This window comes from Noviherbaspirillum aridicola, from assembly GCF_019656455.1.
Lineage (GTDB): Bacteria > Pseudomonadota > Gammaproteobacteria > Burkholderiales > Burkholderiaceae_D > Noviherbaspirillum > Noviherbaspirillum aridicola.
Genome location: NZ_BPMK01000010.1, coordinates 58,791 through 80,063 on the forward strand (window position 1 = coordinate 58,791; position 21,273 = coordinate 80,063).

Sequence of the window (21,273 nt, forward strand, 5' to 3'; positions counted from 1 at the left end):
CTCATCCTCTCTCCGCGCCGGCTGCATCGCCGGTCTTCAGCAGCAGGGTGAAGGCGCTGCCGGCACCGACGCTGCTGCTGACCGACAATTTTCCTCCGATCAGGTCGGCCAGCTTTTGACTCAAGTACAAGCCCAGTCCGGTACCTTCGTAGCGCCGGGTGCTGCCGCCGTCGAGCTGGGTGAACGCCTGGAACAGCCGCGCCTGATCGGATTCGGTTATGCCCGCCCCGGTGTCGGTGACGGTCAGTTCGATGCAGCGCTCGCTCGCATGCCGCTCGGCCAGGCGCACGCAGACTTCGCCCTGTTCGGTGAACTTGATCGCGTTGTTGACGAGATTGAGCATGATCTGATGCAGCGCGCGGCGGTCGGAACGGATGTTGATGGGATGCTCGGGCATCTCCAGCCGGAACTGCAGCCCCTTCTGCCGCGCCGCCGGCGCGAGCGTATCGGCGATGCTCCATGCCAGTGCGCGGCATTCGATGTCCTCCGGGTGCAGGTCGACCTTGCCGGCCTCGATGCGGGCCAGGTCCAGCAGGTCGTTGATCAGCGACAGCAGATGGCGGGCGCTGCCCTGGACGGTGCGCAGCTGCTTTTCCTGGTCCGGGGTGAGGGGGCCGGGCAGGCGCATCAGCAGGGTGCCGGTAAAGCCGATGATCGCGTTGAGCGGCGTGCGGAGTTCGTGGGACATGCTGGCGAGGAAGCGGTCCTTGGCCAGGTTGGCGTTTTCCAGCTCCAGGTTCTTCTCATGCAAGGCCCGCTCGATGCGCTTGCGCTCGGTGATGTCGCGGATGGCGCTGGAAACGAGGACGCCGTCTTCCGTCTCCAGCGGGCTCAGGCTGATCTCCACCGGAAATTCGCTGCCATCCTTGCGGCGCCCGTAAAGCTCGAGGCCGGCGCCCATCGCGCGGGTGCGCGGCTCATCGAAGAACCCGTCGCGGTAGGCGGGATGCCGGGCATGGAAGCGCTCCGGCACGAGGATCTCCACTTTGTGCCCGAGCAATTCCTCGCGCCGGTAGCCGAACAGTTTTTCGGTCTGTGAATTGACCAGCACGATCTCGCCCTCGCGATTGACGATCACGAACGCATCCGGCGCCGACTCCAGCAGGCCGCGGAATTTCTGCTCCGCCTTCCTGCGCTCGCTGATGTCGCGCACCGCGCTCATCACGAAGCGGCCTTCCTCGGTGCGCAGCGGACTCAGGCTGACCTCCACCGGGAATTCGGTGCCGTCCCTGCGGCGCCCGTAGAGCTCGAGCCCCGCGCCCATGTTGCGCGTGCGCGGCTGGTCGAAATAGCCGCTGCGATGCAGCGTATGCGCGTGCCGCAGGCGGTCCGGCAGCAGCGCCTCGACCGGCTGGCCGCCGAGTTGTCCGCCCGGATAGCCGAACAGACGCTCCGCTTCGGTATTGGCCAGCACGATGATGCCGGCCGCGTCGGCCACCACGGTGGCGTCCGGCATCGATTCGATCAGATCGCGAAGTCGTGCCAGATGGTCGAGCTTGATGGACATGTCGATGGCGGTCCCCTGGAACCATACTCCTGACATTCTCTAGATTGCCGGCGCCGGAATAAGTGCAATTTTTTGCCGGCCGGCGATTTTGCGATCACCATGTTTTGCGTTAGGATGGCGTGGCGCCGATTTGAGTCTGCTTGCGGGCGCCCGGGCCATGGCCTGGAACAAGTGCAGCTAAACGGAGAAGACATCCCCATCAACCCGTTTCAGTTCACGCTGGACGGGTTTTTTGTTGATCATGAGCGATTCCAGAAAATACGGCTTTACCACCACCATCCTGCACAGCGACCGCCAGAAGCCGATCGAACACGGCTCGCTGCACAAGCCCATCCACACGTCGGTGACCTTCGGCTACCGGGACGCGCGGCAGCTGGCCGAGGTGTTCCAGGGCAAGCAGCCCGGCTACCGCTACGGCCGCCAGGGCAATCCCACGGTATCGGCGCTCGAGGACAAGATCACCCGGATGGAGCAGGGTCTCGCCACCATCTGCTTCGCCACCGGCATGGCCGCCATCGGCGCCGTCGCCCAGGCGCTGCTGCGGGAAGGCGACCACGTCGTCTCGTCCGCCTTCCTGTTCGGTAACACCAACAGCCTGTGGCAGACGGTGGCGGGGCAGGGGGTGGCGGTCTCCATGGTGGACGCGACCGATGTCGCCCAGGTGGAAGCCGCGATCACGCCCGCCACGCGCATCGTGTTCGTCGAAACCATCGCCAATCCGCGCACCCAGGTCGCCGACCTCAAGCGCATCGGCCAGCTATGCCGCGACCGCGGCATTCTCTACGTGGTCGACAACACCATGACCTCGCCCTATCTGTTCCGACCGAAGATGGTCGGCGCCGGCCTGGTCGTGAATGCCATGACCAAGTCGATTGGCGGCCACGGCAACGCGCTGGGCGGCGCGCTGACGGACACCGGCCTGTTCGACTGGACCCGCTACCCGAACATCATCGACACCTACAAGCGCTACGTGCCCTCGCAATGGGGCATGGCCCAGATCCGCGCCAAGAGCCTGCGCGACTTCGGCGCCTCGCTCGGCCCGGAAGCGGCGCACCACATCGCCGTCGGCGCCGAGACCATGGCGCTGCGGATGGAGCGGGAATGCGCCAACGCGATGGCGCTGGCGCGCATGCTGGAAGCGGACCCGCGTGTGGCGGCCGTCTACTATCCCGGCCTGCCGTCGCATCCGCAACACAAGCTCGCGGCGGATTTGTTCTCCGGCTTCGGCAGCCTGTTCAGCTTCGAACTGCGGGACGGCATCGACTGCTTCGACTATCTCAATCGCCTGACGCTGGCGGTCCCGGCGAGCAATCTCGGCGACACCCGCACGCTCGTCATTCCCGTTGCCCACACCATCTTCTACGAGATGGGAGCGGAGCGGCGCGCGAGCATGGGCATCGCCGAGTCGCTGATCCGCGTGTCGGTCGGCATCGAGGACACCGATGACCTGGTAGAAGATTTCCGTCAGGCATTAAACTAAGCCCAATTGTCAATTTTCCCAATAAAAACAATTCGCTGTGGAAATTGATTCTCGCTAAAATACGCGGGTCTTTCATGTCACGTTAAGGTGCGCATATGGCCCGGCCCGAGAAGGTCCGCCTCGGTGAAGTCCTCATTCAGCAAAAACTGCTGTCGGAAGAGCAACTGCAGTTTTCGCTGGCCGAGCAAAAGCGGACCGGGCGCAAGCTCGGGCGCATCTTTGTCGAGAACGGCTTCGTCTCGGAAGAGCAGATCTGCGGCGCGCTCGCGCGGCAGCTGAACATTCCTTACATTAATCTCAAGTTCTACAACATCCGCCCTGAAATCGTGCGGATGCTGCCGGAGACGCAGGCGCGGCGCTTCCGTGCGCTCGCGCTGGAGGATAAGGGCGACAACATCGTCATCGGCATGGCCGATCCCACCGATCTGTTCGCCTACGATGAGATCGCACGCGTGTTGCGCAGGCCGATTTCGCTCGCCGTGGTCAACGAGGGTGAGCTGCTGCAAACCGTCGACCGCATCTACCGCCGCACCGATGAGATCACCGACTTCGCGCGCGAGCTGGAGCAGGACCTGGGCGACAGCTACGTGGATTTCGGCGGACTCGGCGGGACCCCGGGCCTGGAAGATGCCCCGGTCGTGAAGCTGCTGCAGTCGATCTTCGACGATGCCGCACAGGTGCGCGCGTCGGACGTCCATATCGAGCCGCAGGAAAGCCGGCTGCATATCCGCTTTCGCATCGACGGCATGCTGCATCTGCAGACCGAGGCGGATATCAAGATCGCCACGGCGCTGGCGCTTCGGCTCAAGCTCATGTCGGGCCTGGACATCTCGGAAAAGCGCTTGCCGCAGGATGGACGTTTTGCCATCAAGGTCAAGCAGCAGCAGGTCGATGTCCGTATTTCCACCATGCCGACGCAATACGGCGAGTCCGTCGTCATGCGACTGCTGAACCAGAGCGGCGGGATGCTGAAGCTGGACTCGATCGGGATGCCGAAAGAGATGGTCGACCGCTTCCGCGCGATTCTTGCGCGGCCTAACGGCCTGGTGCTCGTCACCGGGCCGACCGGCAGCGGCAAGACGACGACGCTCTACGGCGCTCTCGCTGAGCTCAACACCACTGAACGCAAGCTGATCACGGTCGAGGACCCGGTCGAATATCGGCTGCCCGGCGTCAATCAGGTGCAGGTCAACGAAAAGATCGAGCTGACCTTCGCCCGCGTCCTGAGAGCAGCCCTGCGTCAGGACCCCGATGTGGTGCTGGTGGGCGAGATGCGTGACCAGGAAACGGCCCAGATCGGTCTGCGCGCGGCGCTCACCGGCCACCTCGTATTGTCCACACTGCACACCAACGATGCCGCCAGCACGCCGGTGCGCCTGCTCGACATGGGCGTGCCGCGCTACATGGTCGCGACCTCGCTGCAGGCAGTCCTGGCGCAGCGCCTGGTCCGCCTGGTATGCGAAAGCTGCGCCGAGCCGTATACCCTGAAGCCAACCGAGCACGAGTGGCTGCGGGTCGATCTCGGCGAGCAAGTGGAGGCCCACCGGTATGTGCGCGGGCGCGGTTGCACTCACTGCAACGGCACGGGTTATCGCGGCCGTACTGGCGTCTATGAGATGCTGGAGATCACGGAGGCGGTGGCCGAGGCGGCGAATAACCACGACCCTGCGCACTTCATGCGGGTCGCCCACGCGCAGATGGCCGGTCGCACCTTGCGCTCGCATGCGATCGATCTCATTGTGGCCGGCAAGACTACGGTTGCCGAGGCGATGCGGGTAAGCAACCAGATCGACGCCTGATGGAACACAGTATCCCGAGCGCCCGGGCAAGCTTCCCGGCAGGCGAAGCGCGTGTCGATCGGTCGGCCGCCTCGTGGCTGGCGACAGGGGCCGTGGCGGCCGCTTTTCTCTTTCCGTTTCTCTGGCCGCTGCATGCCTCGCCGATACAGAGTTTTGTGAATGAATGGCTGGCTGCGGTGCTGATGCTGCTGGCCGCAGGTGGCGGGGCGCTTGTCGCGCGGCGGCACGGGGACAGCCTTCCGATTCCGTTTGTCGGACTGGTATTCGGCGCACTGGCCGCGGTGATCGCGCTGCAGTGGGCGCTTGGACTGTTCACGCATTCATCGAACGCGACCCTGCCCCTGATGGCCCTGTTGCTGGCGCTGCTCAGCGCCTGCGTCGGGACGATCTGCGCCCGTCACATTGGTCTGTCCCGGTTGTTGCCGCTCGTCTGCTCCGCCGCGGTCGTCGGCGGCGTGCTCAACGTGCTGCTTCAGGTCGTCCAGCTTCTGACCAATAACGGCGTCAGCGTGCCGCTCATCCGCTTTGCAACCGGTGGCAGCCTGTACGGCGCGCTCGGGCAGCAGAACCATCTGGCCACCTACCTCTGCTGGGCGCTGATCGGCTGTGGCTATCTCCACGCGCGGCGCCTCCTGCCGACCATGCTCGCCGTTCTGCTGACGGCGGTTTTTCTGGCCGGGCTGACCATGAGCACGTCGAGGATGACCTGGCTGCAGGTAGGGTGTATCGGAATTGCGGGCGTCCTCCTCTTGCGTCGCATCGACCCCGCCGCGAGACCTCGCGGCTGGCAGTGGCTGATTCTGCTGCCGGCCGGGTACTACCTGGTCAGCCTGCTTCTGCCCCAACTCATGGAACTTGCGCAGTTCGACCCGCTTCGTTCCTCGCTCGGGCGACTTGCCACGGAAGAGGTAGGCGGACCACGGCGAAAGCTCATCGAGCAGGCCTGGGCAATTTTTCTCGCACATCCCATCCTGGGCGTCGGACCCGGGGAGTTCGCCTATCACCAGTTCATGCTGGAGGGATCGAAGCAAGGCGTCGTCTTTCCATCCTCACCCCACAATCTGCTGTTCGATCTGCTTTCGATGACGGGACTGGCCGGGACACTGCTGTTCGCGGCCATCCTGTTGCCGGCATTGATGCGCATTCTGCATGGCGCCGTCACGCTGGAACGGGTCTGCGCGGTGCTGATGCTGGCCGTGTTTGGCATTCACACTTTGCTCGAATTCCCGCAGTGGTACGCCTATTTCCTGCTGCCCGCCGCATTCCTGTTCGGTGCCGTCGAAACGAAAATCATCGCGCCCGGCCAGCATCTGCTGGCGCGCATCGCGGCCCCGGTCGCGGTCGTGTATGGCCTGGGGCTGAGCGCCGTGCTTTTCGTACAGTACCAGCAGCTCGAACAGCTCTACAGCCACCATTACATGAAGAACCGGCTCGTGAGCGAGGTTGATCCCGGCGCATTGGCCAGCATTGAGAATTTCGAAAGACGAAGCGTCTTCGATGGTCCTGCCGAGTTTCTCCTCTGCTTCAACTTCGCCCTCAATGAAAACGCGCTGGAGCGAAAGCTGGCGATTTCAGCGCGGGCATTGCGTCACCGGGCCGAGCCCAATATCGTCTACCGGCATGTGATATTGCTCGCACTGGCGGGGCGCCAGCATGAAGGCAGCGTCTACCTTCAGCGACTGCGGGAAAACGCGCCGGATGAATACGAAGAGGTGGCGCAGGAGATTCGTCGCCTCGGGCAGGATCAGCCCGGACTCTTCGGCGGGATCGCAGCCTCGCTTCAGCCAGGAAACGGACAGTCATGACAGGGAGGGACCGTGCCGTATTTCGCCTATAAGGCCCGTGACGCACGCGGGGAACTGGTCCGGGGCGTGCTCGAAAGCGCTGACAGCGGCGCGGTTGCGACGCAATTGTTCAATACAGGGCTAACCCCGGTCGACATCAGCGAAACCACGCGGCCGGCGGGCGGCGAGGGCGGCTGGCTGAGCCGTCTCGCGGAGCAGCCGGTCCGCTCCATCGACGTGCAGCTCTTCAGCCGGCAGATGTATACACTGCTCAAGGCCGGCGTACCCATCATGCGCGGTCTCTCCGGGCTTCAGGAGTCGGCGATCAACAAGACGTTCGCGCGAGTGATCAAGGACATACGCGATGCACTGGAATCGGGACGCGAACTGTCGGCGGCCATGCGCCGGCATCCGGCCGTGTTCAACGCGTTCTACGTCAGCATGGTGCGCGTGGGCGAGATGACGGGCCGGCTGGAAGAAGTGTTCCTGCGACTGCACGACCATCTTGAATTCGAGCGAGAGATGAAGGCGCGGGTCAAGTCGGCGATGCGGTACCCGATGTTTGTGGTGATCGCCATGGCGGTTGCCATCGCCGTGATCAACATCTGGGTGATTCCCGCGTTTTCACAGGTGTTCGCCGCCTTCAAGGCGGAGCTGCCGATCATGACGCGGATGCTGATCGCCGCCTCGAACTTCACCGTCAGCTACTGGCCGTATCTGCTCGCCGGGATTGCCGGGGCCTTGCTCGCATTCCGGGGCTGGGTCGGAACCGCGAATGGGCGCTATCGCTGGGACCGGATCAAGCTCCGGCTGCCCATTGCCGGCACCATCATCCAGAAGGGAGCGCTGGCCCGTTTCGCGCGCAGCTTTTCCCTTTCCAGCCGAAGCGGCGTGCCGGTAGTGCAGGCGCTCTCCGTCGTCGCGAACACCGTCGACAACGCTTACATCGCCGCCCGCGTCGAGCAGATGCGCGACGGCGTGGAAAGAGGCGAAAGCATCCTCCGTACGGCGGTCACCGCCGGCGTGTTTACGCCCATCGTGCTGCAGATGGTGGCCGTCGGCGAGGAGACCGGTGAACTGGACGAACTGATGAATGAAATCGCGGCCATGTACGAACGCGAGGTTGACTACGAGCTGAAGACCCTGTCCGCCCGCATCGAGCCCATCCTTATCATCGGCCTCGGGATTCTGGTATTGATCCTCGCGCTCGGTGTGTTCCTGCCGATCTGGGATCTGGCGCAGGTGGCAACGAAGTCGTCATGAGACGGGAGGCTCAAGCGTTATCCGGAAGGGCGCATCGGCGCCCCCATGGATTCACACGCCTGGAGCTGGCGGTGGCGGTCGCCATGATCTGCATCCTGATCGCGGTTCTGCTTGAGCGCATCGTCTACACCATCGAGCTGGCCGAGAAGGCGGACATGGAGCGAACCGTCGCCACGCTGCGCGCCTCGCTCTACCTGCAGGCCGCGTCCCTGATCGCCCAGGGCCGCCAGCACGAACTGGGTCTGTTCGCTGAACAGAATCCAATGGATTGGCTGTCGGGCAGACCCGAAAATTACGGCGGCGAGATCACCGAATTGCCGGTCGGAAACGTTGCTGAGAAGCGATGGTTCTACAATAAAATCACCAAAAATCTCATTTACGTGGTGCATAATGACAGGCACTTTCGGGGCGGAAATAATGACCCGAAGAAAATAGTTTTTCGCGTGAGATTGGTCTGCGAAAAAGCGGCGCCCGGTGACGGACAGTGCGAATCGATCGGGGGTGTCCACCTTGAGCAGGCGACTACTTACAGCTGGTTCGGTTAAGCAAGATTTCTACTCAAATATTGGAGCAGTCAACATGAAAAATACCAAGCACGGACAATCCGGTTTTACTCTGATCGAACTGGTTGTGGTGATCGTCATTCTCGGCATTCTGGCGGCGACGGCGCTGCCGAAGTTTGTTGATATGTCGGGTGAAGCTCGCACGGCGGCAGTAAAAGGTGTGGCGGGTGCGCTCGGTTCTGCAAGTTCGGTGAATTACGCGGGCAATATCGCTAAGGGTGGAGCGAGCAATGGTCCTATCACCGGCGCAAGCGCCACCTCCGTTGTAGGGATTGTGGATACGAGCCGTGGCTGTAATGATGCCGTTGCAACGGAACTCTTGCAGGCTGGCGTCACCTTTGACTCCACTAGCCCTTTTGAAAAAGGCTCCTATAAGCTATCCGGCGTAGGCTCGATTGGCAATCGCGGTGCATCGATAGACTGCACAGTGATTAGCAACGATGACAACGAGTACTCTGCCACGTTCACACTGATCGGCGCGAAATAACAGCAAGCTCACGCAGCCCCTGCAACCCAACGAAAGTCGTGAGCATTACCGCTCACGACTTTTTCGTTTCGGGCCCGGCTGTTTTCAAGCTGACCACGACCCGCATCCGACCCAGCATGCGCAATGCGACGACCACAGCACGGTATCGGCCCCGCGATGCACGCCTCCAGGGTTTCACCCTGGTGGAACTCGTCGGCGTCCTGATCATCGTCGGCATCCTGGCGATCGTTGCCGTCCCGCGTTTTTTCAATCGCACTACGTTCGATTCCCGGGCCTGGTCCGACCAGACCCTGTCCATGCTTCGCCACGCGCAAAAACAGGCGGTGGCACAGAACGCACCGGTGTACGTTCGCCTGGACGGCGCAAGCATCGCGCTCTGCCATGATGCGGCTTGCGCACGGCCCGTCGTCGCGCCCGCGCGCAGGAACAGCGGCAGCGCAGCCACCATGGCGGCCTGCGGGAATAACGCAGCCTGGTTCTGCGAGGCCGTCCCCTCCGGCGTGAGCTATACCGCCAGTGCCGGTGGAACGAGCTATGTCGGGCCGACGCCGCGCTTCTTCTTCGATGCACTCGGCACGCCGTTCAATAGCGGCGACGTGCCGCCGGCTTCGAGCTTCAACCATCGGCTGACGATCGCCGTTAGCGGCGACGGCCTCACGCGCAACCTCCACATCGAGCGGGAAACCGGCTATGTCCATGCTCAGCCATAGCCGCCGCGAACCCGCTCGCCGGCAGTCCGGGGTGACCCTGGTCGAGCTGGTGATATCCATCGTGATCATCGGCATAGGCGTTGCGGGCATCCTCCAGGTCCTGAGCCTGACGACCCAGCGCAGCGCCGACCCGCTGCAACGCAAGCAGGCGCTGGCGATTGCGGAAGGTCTGATGGAAGAGGTGAGGCTTGCGCGCTTTACCTACTGCGATCCTGCAGACCCGGCCGCTGCCACGGCCACCAGCGCGGCGGGATGCGCGACCGCCGAACAGGCCGGACCGGAGGCGGGCAATGCCCGTCCGTTCGACAACGTCAACGATTATGTGGCCGAGTTCGACAAGGACGAGCCGTATTCGGCCGATGCGGCAGGCAATCCTCATGCCGGCACGATCGGCGCCTACACCGCCAGCGTCACTATCCGGCCGGATGCCGCGCTCGGCCCGGTCGGCGGGCGGATTGCCTCAGGCAGTACACCCGCGCAGATGGAAGTGCTGCGCATTACGGTCACCGTCAGATACAACAACGGCAACGACAGCGTCGTTCTCGACGGCTATCGCACCCGCTACGCACCGCAGGCCCTGCCATGACGACGCGCAGAAGCAGAAAGCCATCCGGATTTACGCTGGTCGAGATGGTGGTGGTCATCGTCATCACCGCCATCATTGGCGCCGTTATCGCCGTGTTCATCCGCGTGCCCGTGCAGGGTTACGCCGACAGCGTGGCGCGGGCGGACCTGACCGACGTGGCCGACATCGCCTTGCGGCGGATGTCGCGCGATCTCCGGCTGGCCTTGCCCAATAGCGTGCGGATCGCCGTGGACGGTACCGGGAATCAGTATCTCGAACTCTTGCTGACCAAGTCCGGCGGGCGCTACCTGTCGGAAGAAGATGCGGACGCCGGCAATCCGAACCGCTGGCCGCTGAAGTTCGAAGCCGCGGTCGATTGTGCCGCCACGCCGACGGACTGCAGGTTTTCCGTGGTTGGCCCGATGCCGAACCCGCCGGTGATCGCCGGCGCCGATTCTATCGTGGTGTACAACCTGGGACCCAACCTCGAGCCGGCGAATGCCTACGACTGCGGCGCTTCTGGCTGCAACCGCGCGGCGGTGGCGGGAGTGGACGACAGCAACCGGATCATTACACTCGCCTCGAACCCGTTCGCCGTGCAGCAGCCCGCGATGACTTCGCCGACCCGTCGCTTCCAGGTGGTGAGCACGCCTGTCACCTATACCTGCGCCGGCGGCAGGCTGACCCGCTACTGGGGCTATGCGATCAGCAAGAACCAGCCGACGTCGGCGGCGGCGCTGGGTAACACCTCCGCACTGCTCGCGACCGACGTCGCTGGATGCAGTTTCGAGTACAACCAGCTGGCCAATGTACGGAGCGCGCTCGTCGGACTGACATTGCGCCTGACTGCGCCCGCGGGCAGCAATGCTGGCGAGATCGCGCTGTTTCACCAGGTTCATGTGGATAACACGCCATGAAGCATAGCCATATCGCGCGGACCGGGGCGAACGCCGGATTCAGCCTGGTGAGCGCCATATTCTTGCTCGTGGTGCTCGCCGCGCTCGGGGTCGCGATGGTCAACATCTCCTCGGTTCAGCATGCGGGGTCCGCGCTCGACGTGCAGGGCGCGCGGGCTTACCAGGCCGCCCGGGCGGGCATCGAGTGGGGCCTGTACCGGCAGATCCGCGAAGGGGTCTGCGCAGGCGGGGACGTATCGTTCCAGTTGCCGGAAGGGTCCACCCTGAACCAGTTCACGGTGACCGTCAACTGCACGCGTACGCCGGCAGCGACCGCAGGCATGCCCGACCGCTTTCGTATCCGCGCAATCGCCTGCAATCTGCCAACCTCGACGACGCCGCCCAGTTGCCCGAACCAGTCGGGCGCCCCGGATTATGTGCAGCGCACGATGCAGGTGGACTTCTGATGGCGCACGCCCACGCCGAGACTCAAGGATCTACAGGATGACATATCAAAGGTTCCTGCTGTTTCTGTCGCTGATGGCACTCCTGCTTGGCTTGCGGCCGGCGCTTGCCGACACGCCGGTGGCTTTGAAAGAAAGCTTTGCGGGCAATGTCAGCTTCGTCGGTACGCAAAAGACGCTTCGTACCCGCGGCAACGGAAACAACGACCACGCCTGTCGCCTCGTAGGCGGCGCGACCACCTCCGCCGGATCGGAGGCGACCTCTGCTGCGCTTGCCGGATTCCCGTCAGGAGCCACTGTGCTGAAGGCATATCTCTACTGGGCGGGTTCGGGTAGCACTCCTGACTACAACGTGACCTTCAACGGCACTGCGGTCAGTGCTGCCACGAACCGGCGCTATACATCCAATACCGGGGGCAGTCGGAACTTCTTCAGCGGGGTCGCCGATGTAACGTCCATCGTCGCCGCAAATCCTTACGCCACCTTCAGTCTCGCCAACCTCACCGTCAGCAATGGCAGCACTTGGTGCGACAGTTCGACGGTTCTCGGCGGCTGGGCTCTGCTGGTGGTCTACTCTCATCCGAATGAAACGTTCAGGGTGCTCAATCTGTACGAAGGCTTTCAGTATTACAGCGACAGCAGCATCATCCTGGACGTCGGTAACTTCCGAACACCGAATCCGCTCGGTACCGCCACCGGCAAGCATGGACACATTACCTGGGAGGGCGATCCCGACATCGGCGGCGGCTCGGAGCCGGAAAGCCTAATCTTCAACAATGTCGTTCTGACCGACGGCATGAATCCGACCAACAATCAGTTCAACTCCGCCAGTAACATCAATTCTGACGACAATTCCCACGGTATTGATTTCGACGCGTACACACTCAACGGCACGCATCTCGCAGGCGGGCAGACCTCGGCTCGCACGATTTATCGCACCAGTCAGGACCTCGTGCTGCTGTCGGCGGAGATCATCGCGGTGCCAAATGTCCCGACGGCAGACATCGCGCTTCGCCTGACCCGCGATACGCCACTCGTGGCGGGCAGCACGGCGACGTACACGCTGTCGGTAACGAATAACGGGCCGAACAACGAGCCTGGTCCCATCACAGTGGGCAACGCGGGGACCTGGCCCTCATCGATTACCCTTGTGTCCGGATCCGGTACAGGCTGGGCATGTACGTCGAGCGGATGCAGCTACACGGGCAACCTCGCTGTCGACGCCACGACACCGCCCCTGACCCTTACTGTCGCCGTGGCATCCAATGCCTCGGGCAGCGTGACGGTTAGCGCACAGGCGGCCGGCACCCGTTTCGACAATGTCATGGCAAACAACGTCGCGAGCGATACCACGACAGTAGTCCAGCCGCCCAACCATATCCGCATCGAGCATGATGGGAATGGTCAGACGTGCATGCCGGAGACGGTGACTGTGAAGGCTTGTGCCAATGCCGACTGCAGTTCACTTTACGCCGGGTCGGTCAGCCTGACGCTCTCACCGTCGGGTTGGAACAGCAATCCGCTCACCTTCTCCGGCGGAAGCACCACGGCGACGCTGGCGAGGTCGACCGCGGGAACGGTGACGCTTGGTGCAAGCGCGGTTTCTCCCACCCCCACCGGGGCGACGCAGTGCCGTACCGGGGGCACAAGTTCCTGCCAGATGACCTTCACTGCGTGCGCTCCCGCTATCTGTGCCAGCGGTACGATCAGTGGCGTGATCAATACCTACTATCCGCTTACCCAGAGCGTAGCAGCGGGTTCGACGACCGTGAGCATCGGCAGTGCCGCGGGCGCCAATGCCGCACTCGCGAGTGGTGATCTGGTGCTTGTCATGCAGATGCAGGATGCGACGATCAGCACTGTCAACAGCGACGGCTACGGTGCCGCCAGCCAGGTAAATGCAGGAAGGTACGAGTATGCGACGGTTGCTTGGGTCGCGGGCAATACGGTCGGGCTCACGAGCGGGCTTGTCAATTCCTATACTGCTCAGGGTTTTGGCTCCACCGGGCAGAAAACCGCGCAACTGATCCGGGTTCCCAGCTACTCGTCCGCGACCATCGCCGCTGGCTTATCCGCGCTGCCATGGAACGGGAGTGCTGGCGGGGTGCTGGCATTCGATGTCGCTGGCAACCTCAACCTGAACGGCCAGTCGGTTGATCTGACGGGCAAGGGCTTTCGTGGTGGTGCCGGCAGAACCCTTGGCGGCGTCGGTTCCGGAACTAACCGAAGCAGCAGCGATTATGTAACTCCCGCTACGATCAATGCCAACGGCTCCAAGGGAGAAGGCATCGCCGGTACCCCGCGCTATGTCAACAACGAGGGCGTCCTGCGCGATACGGCTGTTGAAGGTTATCCCGAGGGCAGTTATGCGCGCGGTGCGCCGGCCAATGCCGGCGGAGGCGGCACTGACGACAATCCTACTGCGAATGATGAAAACACCGGCGGCGGCGGCGGCGGCAACGGCGGCGCTGGCGGGAGCGGTGGGTATGCCTGGAGCAATGCCGCCTCGTTCGGACGCGGTCTGGGAGGGCGGACGACAGGAGGCCTGAGTGCTTCACAGCTTACGATGGGCGGCGGCGGCGGCGCCGGCACCACCAACAACGGCACCGGCTCCCCGGCCAACGGATTTGCCAGCAGCGGCGCCGCGGGCGGCGGCATCATCATGCTGCGCGCGGGAACGCTTTCCGGCGCCGGTACCTTCAACGTCAGTGGTGCTAACGCAAACAGCTCGGTGCTCAATGACGGCAGCGGCGGTGGAGGGGCCGCCGGCGCGGCAATGGTTTTTGCCACAGGCGGATTGGGCGGCCTCAGCATAGTGGCGAATGGCGGTAACGGCGGAAGCAACACAGGTGGCGGCTCCCCGCACGGCCCGGGCGGCGGCGGCGGCGGCGGCTTCGTTCTCGCCAACGACCGGCTGAATTCTTGCAGCGCCGCCGGCGGCGCTCCCGGCACCACCGCAGTCTCGGGCAGCTATGGCGCGACCAGCGGCGGGACGGGCAGCTGCGGTATTACGCTGACTGCTGCACAGATCGTCGGCGCGCCGTTCGGCTCCGGCGCCTGCGCGTCGACGATCAAGCACTATGCGATCAGCCACAGCGGCAGCGGCCTGACCTGCGAAGCGGAGCCGGTCGTGGTCACCGCACATGATGACAACCACGGCCGTGTCTCCGCCAATGGCCGCACCATTACCGTGACCGCTGCAGCAGGCGCGACGGCGAGCGGCAGCTGGCTGGCAAGTGGCGATAGCTGCAGTGTCGCGTGCTTCGATACGAGCGGTGCCCAGAAGGCCTGCGGCAATACGTTTACACCCAACAGCGGTAACAATGGCGTGGCGACTTACACCTTTGCCAGCAATGAATCGGGCATCCGGCTGTGCCTGAAGCAAAGCGCCGCCATCACGCAGAACATTTCCGTCAGCGACGGCCAGGTGTCCGAATCAACGGCGGAAGACGCGAATATCGCATTCAGCAATACCGGGATTCGCTTCTATGCGGACAATCAGGTCGATCAGATCGGTACTCCCAGCCCGCTCATCGCCGGCATGCTGGCGAGCCAGCACCCTGAACCCAGGGCGATCACGATTCGCGCGCTGAAAGCTTCGGAAAGCGCCCCTGCCCGCTGCGTATCGCTGCTTGCGGGAACGCCCGCGAGGAAGACGGTTCAATTCGCGTACCAGTGCACCGACCCGGGCACCTGCCAGCTCGAGAAAGGGCTTGAAGTCAATGGCAGCGCGGTGACCGGGTACGGCGCCGCGCCCACGGATGGCCAGATCGGCACCAGCGTCGCGGTGGATTTTGATGCGAACGGCCACGGCAAGATCGATCTGCGGTATCTGGACAGTGGCCGGATCAGGCTCTACGCGAAGGCGCTTGTGCCCGATCCGCGCAGCGGCGACAACGTCATCATCACTCGTGGATCAAGCAACGACATTCTTTTCCGTCCCTACAACTTCTCGGTAAAGCCGTGCATCAATGCGACGGTGTGCGGGAGCGAGCCGGCCGATCCTGGGCTGGAGGGGGGAGGGCCGGAGTTTGCAAGGGCGGGCCAAAACTTCAACGTCACGGTGTCCGCACACGCCTATCCTACGCCGGAACAGGGGGACTTCGGCCCCGTCACGCCGAGCTTTGGTCTGGGCAATGGCAAGGACCTCCCCGCGGAGGAGGTGCGGATTGGATACGTCTTGAAAGCACCGACGCACGCCGACGCCAGCGCGGGAGACCTGAGCGGGACACTATCGCTGCCCCGCGCCAGTTTCTCGAGCGGCGTGGCGAACTACGCGAACATCAGCTGGAGCGAAGTCGGCGTCATTGAATTACTCGCGCAGAGCAGCAGCTTTCAAGGGGTGTCGGTCGACATCCGGGGCAGCAGCGGCAACGTCGGGCGATTCCGGCCAAGCTGGTTCAATACGGAGGTATCAGGCGGCATGCCTTGTCCGACCGGCATCAGCTGCCCCGCCGCCTTCAATGGATTCGTGTACGCTGGCCAGCCTTTCACCACGACGGTAAAAGCCTACAACCTGCACGGCAACATCACGAAAAACTACAGCGGTCATTACGCACGTGCGGTGACACTGGGTGCGTGGAATGCGAGTGGCAGCATAACGACCGAGAACCCGGGCGGCGGCGTGCTGCGCAGCGGCACGGCGTCCCCGCCGGTTGTCGCCGCAAGCGCTTTCAGCGGGGGCGTGGCGAGCGTGAGCACCACCAGTTACGCCTTGCCCAATCCCTATCCCAGCACGACGCCGGCCGCGCCCGCCAACATCTACCTGCGCGCAACCGACAATGACACGGCAGAAGAGGAAGCAGGGATCACTTCGCTTCGGGGCGCAGCATCGGTGGAAGGAGGGATTGCCGTCGTCAACGGCCGTTTCCTGGTCGACCATGCTTACGGCTCCGAGCGCCTGCGTCTGCCTGTCTTCGGTAGCGCGCAATTCTTCAACGGCACACGCTGGGTCACGAGCACGACGGACAGCATGACGCAGCTGGTCGTGCCTACCGGTGTCGCTTTTTCCAATTACAAGAATCTCAGTGCCGCGAACGTCAGCATCAGCGGCGCGTCGCCGGCTTCGCCGGCAACAATCGCACTTGCCAGTGGCAAGTGTCCGCAGGCCGGGTGCTTCGCGCTTGCCGCTCCCAACCAGCATGGAAGCGTGGATGTCAGCGTGACTTCGCCGCCCTGGTTGCCGAGCACAAAAGGGCGTGCAACGTTCGGAATCTACAAGGCAGGGCCGGTGATTTATGTTCGCGAGATGTACTAGGCGATCTGAGAATTTTTCCTCAAGGAAATTAGTCACTTATCTCAGGGAGAAAGTGATTGACAGCAATAGTTGAATCACTTAATTTCGACGCACTTCATAATCGATCCGAGCGTATGGGTTTCTTCACGAGAGCCAGGAAAATCTCTGGCTGGCTGGCGTTCCGCCTGCAGCAACAAGGCGTCAGCTTCGCGTGCGTTCGACGGCCGCCTTCGGCACTTCCGGTCCTGGAAGCGGTCGGGTACGCAACCGGCCCACGCCCTTCACATGCCGAGCTGCTGGAGCGCCTCGCCAAGGAGCAGCATGCCTCGCGATACGAGTGCTCCAACTTGCTCGCGGCGGACGAGTACCAGATCCTGTCCGTCGATGCTCCGAACGTCGCGCCCGATGAATTGAAGACGGCGATTCGCTGGCGCCTGAAAGACATGCTCGACTATCGGGTGGACGACGCAACGGTCGATGTGCTCGACATCCCGGTAGACAAGAACGCGCCGGCGCGGAACCACCAGATGTATGCGATCGCCGCCCGCAATCAGATGATCGAGGACAGGCAGAAGCTTTTCGAAACGGCTCGCGTACCACTGCGGGTGATCGACATTCCCGAGATGGCGCAACGAAATATCGCGGCACTGCTCGAACCCGAGGCGCGTGGACTGGCGATGCTCTCGTTCAGTGATGAAGGAGGCTTGCTGACCATCACGCACGAGGGCGAGCTCTTTCTGTCGCGTCGGATCGATGTGTCGGCGGACCAGCTTGCCGACGACAGCCCTGACGCCCGGCAGCGCGCCTACGACCGCGTTACGCTCGAACTTCAGCGCTCGCTCGATCATTTCGACCGCCAGTACCATTACGTCACGATGTCGAGCCTGATGCTCGCGCCACTTGCGACTTCGGCGAGCGAGCTGCGGGATTATCTCTCGTCAAACCTCTATCTTCCGGTAGAGCACGTCGCGCTCGACAAGATCCTCGACTTGTCGGCCGTTCCCGCCCTGCGGTCAGCATCGGAGCAGCAGCGCCATTTCCTCACGATCGGCGCCGCGCTGCGTCACGAGGAGAAGGCTTTATGAGCCAGCAGATCAATCTCTTCAATCCGATCTTCCTGAAGCAAAAGAAGTACTTCTCTGCGATCACGATGTTGCAGGCGCTCGGATTGCTGCTCGCCGGCACCCTTGTGCTGTCGGTATGGGCGGCCTACCAGGCGCGCATGCTGCGCGGCGAGGCCGAGGCAAGCGCGGCGCAGCTGGCTTTGGCGAAGTCTCAGCTCACCCAACTCACCGCCCAGGCATCGACGAGGCAGAAAAGCAGCGTCCTCGAGGAGGAGGTCCGTGCGGGCGAGTCGGAACTCAAAGCGCTTCAACAAGTGTTCGACATCTTGCGAAGCGGCGACCTCGGAAATACTCGCGGGTACTCGGAATACATGGCCGCATTCGCCCGTCAGTCGGTCAACGGAGTCTGGCTTACCGGCTTCGCCCTGGAGGGCGCCGGTCGCGAGATCGCGCTGCAGGGACGCACGCTGCAGCCGGAACTGGTACCCGCCTATATCGCTCAGCTGGCACGCGAGCCGGTATTGCAGGGCAAGTCCTTCTCGGCACTGGAAATGCGCGAAGCGACTGCGCCGGGTGAGGGTGAACGTGCGGGCCGCCCGCTGGGGTGGCACGAGTTCAGCCTGCGATCTCAGCCCGGCGGCGGCAAGGAAGAAACAACAGACGCGGGGCGCAAATGAAGCAGCACCTGGAACGCATCGCTCTCAAGCTCGACGCGCGGAGTCTGCGCGAGCGGGCCATCATCTTTGTGCTCGCCGCGACTATCCTCATCGTGCTGGTTAACCAGTTACTGCTCGATCCGCAGTATCGCGCACAGAAGCAGCTGTCCGAGCGCATACGCCAGGAGCAGACGCAGACCGCCGCGATCCAGACGCAGATACGGGAGCTGGCCCTGGCGCAGCAGAACGATCCCGACCAGGGGAGCAAAGACCGGCTACGGCAATTGCAGCAGGACCTCGGCCAGGTGCGAAGCGCGCTGGGGAACATGCAGCAGGGGCTGATCGCTCCGGAGAAAATGGCGGGGCTGCTGGAGGATATGCTGCGCCGGCATGGCAAGCTGCGTCTTGTATCCCTGAATACGCTGCCGGCCAGTTCGCTACTGCCCGGTCAGCCCGCGTCCACGGCTGCAACGGCCGGACAGCCAGGCGCAGGCGTCTACAGGCACGGTGTCGAGATCGTCGTGCGCGGGCAATACCTCGACATCATGAACTACCTTGCGCAACTGGAAGCCATGCCCTCGCAACTCTTCTGGAGCAAAGCGCGGCTCAGCGTCGACCAGCAACCCGAGTCGACCCTGACACTGACCATCTTCACACTGAGCCTGGACGCGAAATGGATGAAACTGTGACCCGGACCGCGCGGCTTTTATCGTGCCTGTTTGGTTTCGCGTTGACCGCTGCAGTGTCAGCCACGCACGCCCAGGTGCTGTTGGACCCCACCCGTCCTCCAGCCTCGATCCCCGGCCAAACCCCCGCCGATAACGCGCCGTCGATGTCCGCCGTCCCCGTCCTGCAGTCCGTCATCATTGGATCCGGACGCAGGGAAGCAGTGATCGATGGCCATGCAGTGAAGCTCGGCGATCGCGTCGGCGATGCCCGGGTAGTCCGGATAACCGAAACGGAAGTTGTCCTCCGTAGTGGAAAAGATACGCAGATCCTGCGGCTGTTTCCGACGCTTGAGAAGCGTCCGGCGGCGGCGGGTAGCCTCCGGCCCGGCCGGAAAGATAAAGATTGAAGGTGCAGCGTGCAAAGAAAAATCCTGGCGATACTGATTGCAAGCCTGACGGGTTGCGCCACGCAACCCCCGGGTACGGCGACGTTCGATCTCATCAACGACGAGATGAGCAAGGCGGCCAAGGTCGCACCCGCTCAACCCGATGCGGTTGCTGCTGCCCTGCTGCCGCCGATGCAGATTGAGGTTCCGAAACCCAGGCAGCCGTTGGAAGAGCGGTTCAGCCTCGCTTTCAACAACGTCCCGGCCGCCCAGTTCTTCATGTCCCTGGTGTCCGGCACACCGTATAACATGCTGGTTCACCCGGAGGTGAGCGGAACGATATCGGCCAATCTCAAGGACGTGACCCTGTTCGAGGCGCTCGACGCGATCCGCGAGCTTTATGGCTATGACTACACGGTGGATGGAAGACGCATCGTGATCAAGCCGCTGACGCTGCAGACTAAAGTCTTCCACGTCAATTACCTCACGGGTGCACGGCGTGGTAGTTCGGACACGCGCGTCAGTTCCGGGTCGGTAGGGGATGTCCAGCCTTCGTCCACGACCAGCAACGCCACCAATACCTCGACCAGTGCCGGTGGCGGCACCGCTCGTACCGTCGAGAGCGCAAAGGTGTCGACGGCGCTGGTCAGCGACTTCTGGGGTGAACTGCGCGCGTCCCTGGAAGCGATTGTCGGAGGCAGCACCGAGGGGCGCAGTGTCGTGGTAAGTCCTCAGGCGGGCGTAGTGGTCGTCAGGGCGATGCCAGATGAACTGCGCAACGTGGCCTCGTACCTCAAGGCTACCCAGTTGTCGGTCGATCGCCAGGTCATACTGGAAGCGAAGATTCTGGAAGTCCAGCTGAACGACAGCTACCAGACCGGAGTCAATTGGGCGGCGTTCCGGACGCACGGTAATAGCCGGGGTTCGCTCGGCCTAATTTCTCCAGGCGCAGGGTTGACGACGCTGGGCGCCGGCGGCACGCCCAATGCAATAACCAGCGCCGGCAGCACCGCCATCGGGGCAGTGCCGGGAACGAGCCTGGTCGCCCCGGTCGCGGCGGCCGGATCCATGTTCGGCCTGGCCTTCCAGACCAGCAATTTCGCCGCCCTGATCTCCTTTCTGGAGACCCAGGGCACCGTGCACGTGCTTTCCAGCCCTCGCATCGCAACGCTCAATAACCAGAAGGCAGTCCTGAAGGTTGGCACTGACGAGTTCTTCGTCACCAACGTCAGTGCGACGACGACGACCGGCACCTCGACCACGACAACGCCGAGCGTTACGCTGCAGCCGTTCTTTTCCGGCGTCGTACTCGATGTGACGCCGCAGATCGACGACCGCGGCAATATCATTCTGCATGTGCATCCCTCGGTCAGCCAGGTCAGCACCGTCAACAAGTCGATCGACCTCGGCAGCCTCGGGGGCTCGCTCAACCTGCCGCTGGCGTCGAGCAATACCTCTGAAACCGATAGCGTGGTGCGCGGACAGGACGGTCAGATCGTCGCGATCGGCGGCCTGATGCGGCAGGCCACCGTTTCGGATCGGTCGCAGATACCCGGAGCCGGCAACGTGCCGGGGGTTGGCAACCTGTTCAGGAATACCAGTCAGACGGTGCAAAAGCGTGAACTCGTCATCCTGCTCAAACCCACCATCGTGCAGGGCGGCGGCAACTGGTCGCAGGATATCCTCGAGAGTCAGCAGCGCATGCAAAGGCTGGATCCGCGCGCCGCGCCGATGCAATAACGGTC

General features: G+C 63.1%; 17 protein-coding genes. 16 read left to right on the plus strand and 1 reads right to left on the minus strand.

Features of this window, described 5'->3' with window-relative positions:
• Position 1: 1 nt before the first annotated feature.
• Positions 2–1,543 carry a PAS domain-containing sensor histidine kinase gene (locus NCCP691_RS12355; protein WP_220808719.1) on the minus strand — a complete coding sequence of 514 codons (1,542 nt, stop codon included), beginning with the start codon at positions 1,541–1,543 and terminating at the stop codon, positions 2–4.
• A gap of 205 nt (positions 1,544–1,748) precedes the next feature.
• Here NCCP691_RS12355 and NCCP691_RS12360 point away from each other — a divergent pair, with 205 nt between their 5' ends.
• From NCCP691_RS12360 to mshL, 16 genes are all read left to right on the plus strand, one after another.
• Entirely contained in the window at positions 1,749–2,987 is a 1,239-nt protein-coding gene (locus NCCP691_RS12360) for a cystathionine gamma-synthase family protein (RefSeq protein ID WP_220808721.1), read from the plus strand.
• A gap of 95 nt (positions 2,988–3,082) precedes the next feature.
• Positions 3,083–4,786: a GspE/PulE family protein gene (locus NCCP691_RS12365; RefSeq protein WP_220808723.1), complete on the plus strand. Its 1,704-nt coding sequence runs from the start codon at positions 3,083–3,085 to the stop codon at positions 4,784–4,786.
• Entirely contained in the window at positions 4,786–6,591 is a 1,806-nt protein-coding gene (locus NCCP691_RS12370; protein WP_220808725.1) for a PglL family O-oligosaccharyltransferase, read from the plus strand. Before NCCP691_RS12365 ends, NCCP691_RS12370 begins: the two co-directional genes overlap by 1 nt.
• A 12-nt stretch (positions 6,592–6,603) precedes the next feature.
• Positions 6,604–7,833 carry a type II secretion system F family protein gene (locus tag NCCP691_RS12375; protein WP_220808727.1) on the plus strand — a complete coding sequence of 410 codons (1,230 nt, stop codon included), beginning with the start codon at positions 6,604–6,606 and terminating at the stop codon, positions 7,831–7,833.
• Positions 7,830–8,378, plus strand: a complete 549-nt coding sequence (locus NCCP691_RS12380; protein ID WP_220808729.1) for a type II secretion system protein — start codon at positions 7,830–7,832, stop codon at positions 8,376–8,378. Before NCCP691_RS12375 ends, NCCP691_RS12380 begins: the two co-directional genes overlap by 4 nt.
• A gap of 34 nt (positions 8,379–8,412) precedes the next feature.
• Positions 8,413–8,883: a type II secretion system protein gene (locus tag NCCP691_RS21525; RefSeq protein ID WP_220808731.1), complete on the plus strand. Its 471-nt coding sequence runs from the start codon at positions 8,413–8,415 to the stop codon at positions 8,881–8,883.
• A gap of 38 nt (positions 8,884–8,921) precedes the next feature.
• Complete coding sequence (locus NCCP691_RS12390) at positions 8,922–9,593, plus strand: pilus assembly FimT family protein (RefSeq protein ID WP_238482409.1); 672 nt, start codon at positions 8,922–8,924, stop codon at positions 9,591–9,593.
• Complete coding sequence (locus NCCP691_RS12395; protein ID WP_220808733.1) at positions 9,580–10,179, plus strand: type IV pilus modification PilV family protein; 600 nt, start codon at positions 9,580–9,582, stop codon at positions 10,177–10,179. Before NCCP691_RS12390 ends, NCCP691_RS12395 begins: the two co-directional genes overlap by 14 nt.
• Complete coding sequence (locus tag NCCP691_RS12400) at positions 10,176–11,075, plus strand: prepilin-type N-terminal cleavage/methylation domain-containing protein (protein ID WP_220808734.1); 900 nt, start codon at positions 10,176–10,178, stop codon at positions 11,073–11,075. The genes NCCP691_RS12395 and NCCP691_RS12400 overlap by 4 nt, the downstream gene beginning before the upstream one ends.
• The gene (locus NCCP691_RS12405) at positions 11,072–11,521 is read left to right on the plus strand and encodes a pilus assembly PilX N-terminal domain-containing protein (RefSeq protein WP_220808736.1); all 450 of its coding nucleotides are present in this window, start codon (positions 11,072–11,074) and stop codon (positions 11,519–11,521) included. The genes NCCP691_RS12400 and NCCP691_RS12405 overlap by 4 nt, the downstream gene beginning before the upstream one ends.
• A gap of 37 nt (positions 11,522–11,558) precedes the next feature.
• Complete coding sequence (locus NCCP691_RS12410) at positions 11,559–16,775, plus strand: DUF8613 domain-containing protein (RefSeq protein ID WP_220808738.1); 5,217 nt, start codon at positions 11,559–11,561, stop codon at positions 16,773–16,775.
• A gap of 56 nt (positions 16,776–16,831) precedes the next feature.
• The gene (locus NCCP691_RS12415) at positions 16,832–17,839 is read left to right on the plus strand and encodes a type IV pilus biogenesis protein PilM (RefSeq protein ID WP_309295121.1); all 1,008 of its coding nucleotides are present in this window, start codon (positions 16,832–16,834) and stop codon (positions 17,837–17,839) included.
• Positions 17,836–18,495: a PilN domain-containing protein gene (locus tag NCCP691_RS12420; protein WP_220808739.1), complete on the plus strand. Its 660-nt coding sequence runs from the start codon at positions 17,836–17,838 to the stop codon at positions 18,493–18,495. Before NCCP691_RS12415 ends, NCCP691_RS12420 begins: the two co-directional genes overlap by 4 nt.
• Positions 18,492–19,163, plus strand: coding sequence for a type II secretion system protein GspM (locus NCCP691_RS12425; protein ID WP_220808741.1), 672 nt, complete (start codon positions 18,492–18,494; stop codon positions 19,161–19,163). Before NCCP691_RS12420 ends, NCCP691_RS12425 begins: the two co-directional genes overlap by 4 nt.
• Positions 19,148–19,549 (plus strand): MSHA biogenesis protein MshK, encoded by a 402-nt coding sequence (locus tag NCCP691_RS12430; protein ID WP_238482410.1) that lies wholly within the window; start codon positions 19,148–19,150, stop codon positions 19,547–19,549. Before NCCP691_RS12425 ends, NCCP691_RS12430 begins: the two co-directional genes overlap by 16 nt.
• 9 nt (positions 19,550–19,558) lie before the next feature.
• Positions 19,559–21,268 (plus strand): pilus (MSHA type) biogenesis protein MshL, encoded by a 1,710-nt coding sequence (gene mshL / locus NCCP691_RS12435; RefSeq protein ID WP_238482411.1) that lies wholly within the window; start codon positions 19,559–19,561, stop codon positions 21,266–21,268.
• The last annotated feature ends 5 nt before the right edge of the window (positions 21,269–21,273 follow it).

Bases quoted from the DNA above. Each gene is read 5' to 3' on its own strand.
- NCCP691_RS12355 (WP_220808719.1), bottom strand. From the start codon at position 1,543: ATGTCAGGAGTATGGTTCCAGGGGACCGCCATCGACATGTCCATCAAG.
- NCCP691_RS12360 (WP_220808721.1), top strand. From the start codon at position 1,749: ATGAGCGATTCCAGAAAATACGGCTTTACCACCACCATCCTGCACAGC.
- NCCP691_RS12365 (WP_220808723.1), top strand. From the start codon at position 3,083: ATGGCCCGGCCCGAGAAGGTCCGCCTCGGTGAAGTCCTCATTCAGCAA.
- NCCP691_RS12370 (WP_220808725.1), top strand. From the start codon at position 4,786: ATGGAACACAGTATCCCGAGCGCCCGGGCAAGCTTCCCGGCAGGCGAA.
- NCCP691_RS12380 (WP_220808729.1), top strand. From the start codon at position 7,830: ATGAGACGGGAGGCTCAAGCGTTATCCGGAAGGGCGCATCGGCGCCCC.
- NCCP691_RS21525 (WP_220808731.1), top strand. From the start codon at position 8,413: ATGAAAAATACCAAGCACGGACAATCCGGTTTTACTCTGATCGAACTG.
- NCCP691_RS12395 (WP_220808733.1), top strand. From the start codon at position 9,580: ATGCTCAGCCATAGCCGCCGCGAACCCGCTCGCCGGCAGTCCGGGGTG.
- NCCP691_RS12400 (WP_220808734.1), top strand. From the start codon at position 10,176: ATGACGACGCGCAGAAGCAGAAAGCCATCCGGATTTACGCTGGTCGAG.
- NCCP691_RS12405 (WP_220808736.1), top strand. From the start codon at position 11,072: ATGAAGCATAGCCATATCGCGCGGACCGGGGCGAACGCCGGATTCAGC.
- NCCP691_RS12410 (WP_220808738.1), top strand. From the start codon at position 11,559: ATGACATATCAAAGGTTCCTGCTGTTTCTGTCGCTGATGGCACTCCTG.
- NCCP691_RS12420 (WP_220808739.1), top strand. From the start codon at position 17,836: ATGAGCCAGCAGATCAATCTCTTCAATCCGATCTTCCTGAAGCAAAAG.
- NCCP691_RS12425 (WP_220808741.1), top strand. From the start codon at position 18,492: ATGAAGCAGCACCTGGAACGCATCGCTCTCAAGCTCGACGCGCGGAGT.
- NCCP691_RS12430 (WP_238482410.1), top strand. From the start codon at position 19,148: ATGGATGAAACTGTGACCCGGACCGCGCGGCTTTTATCGTGCCTGTTT.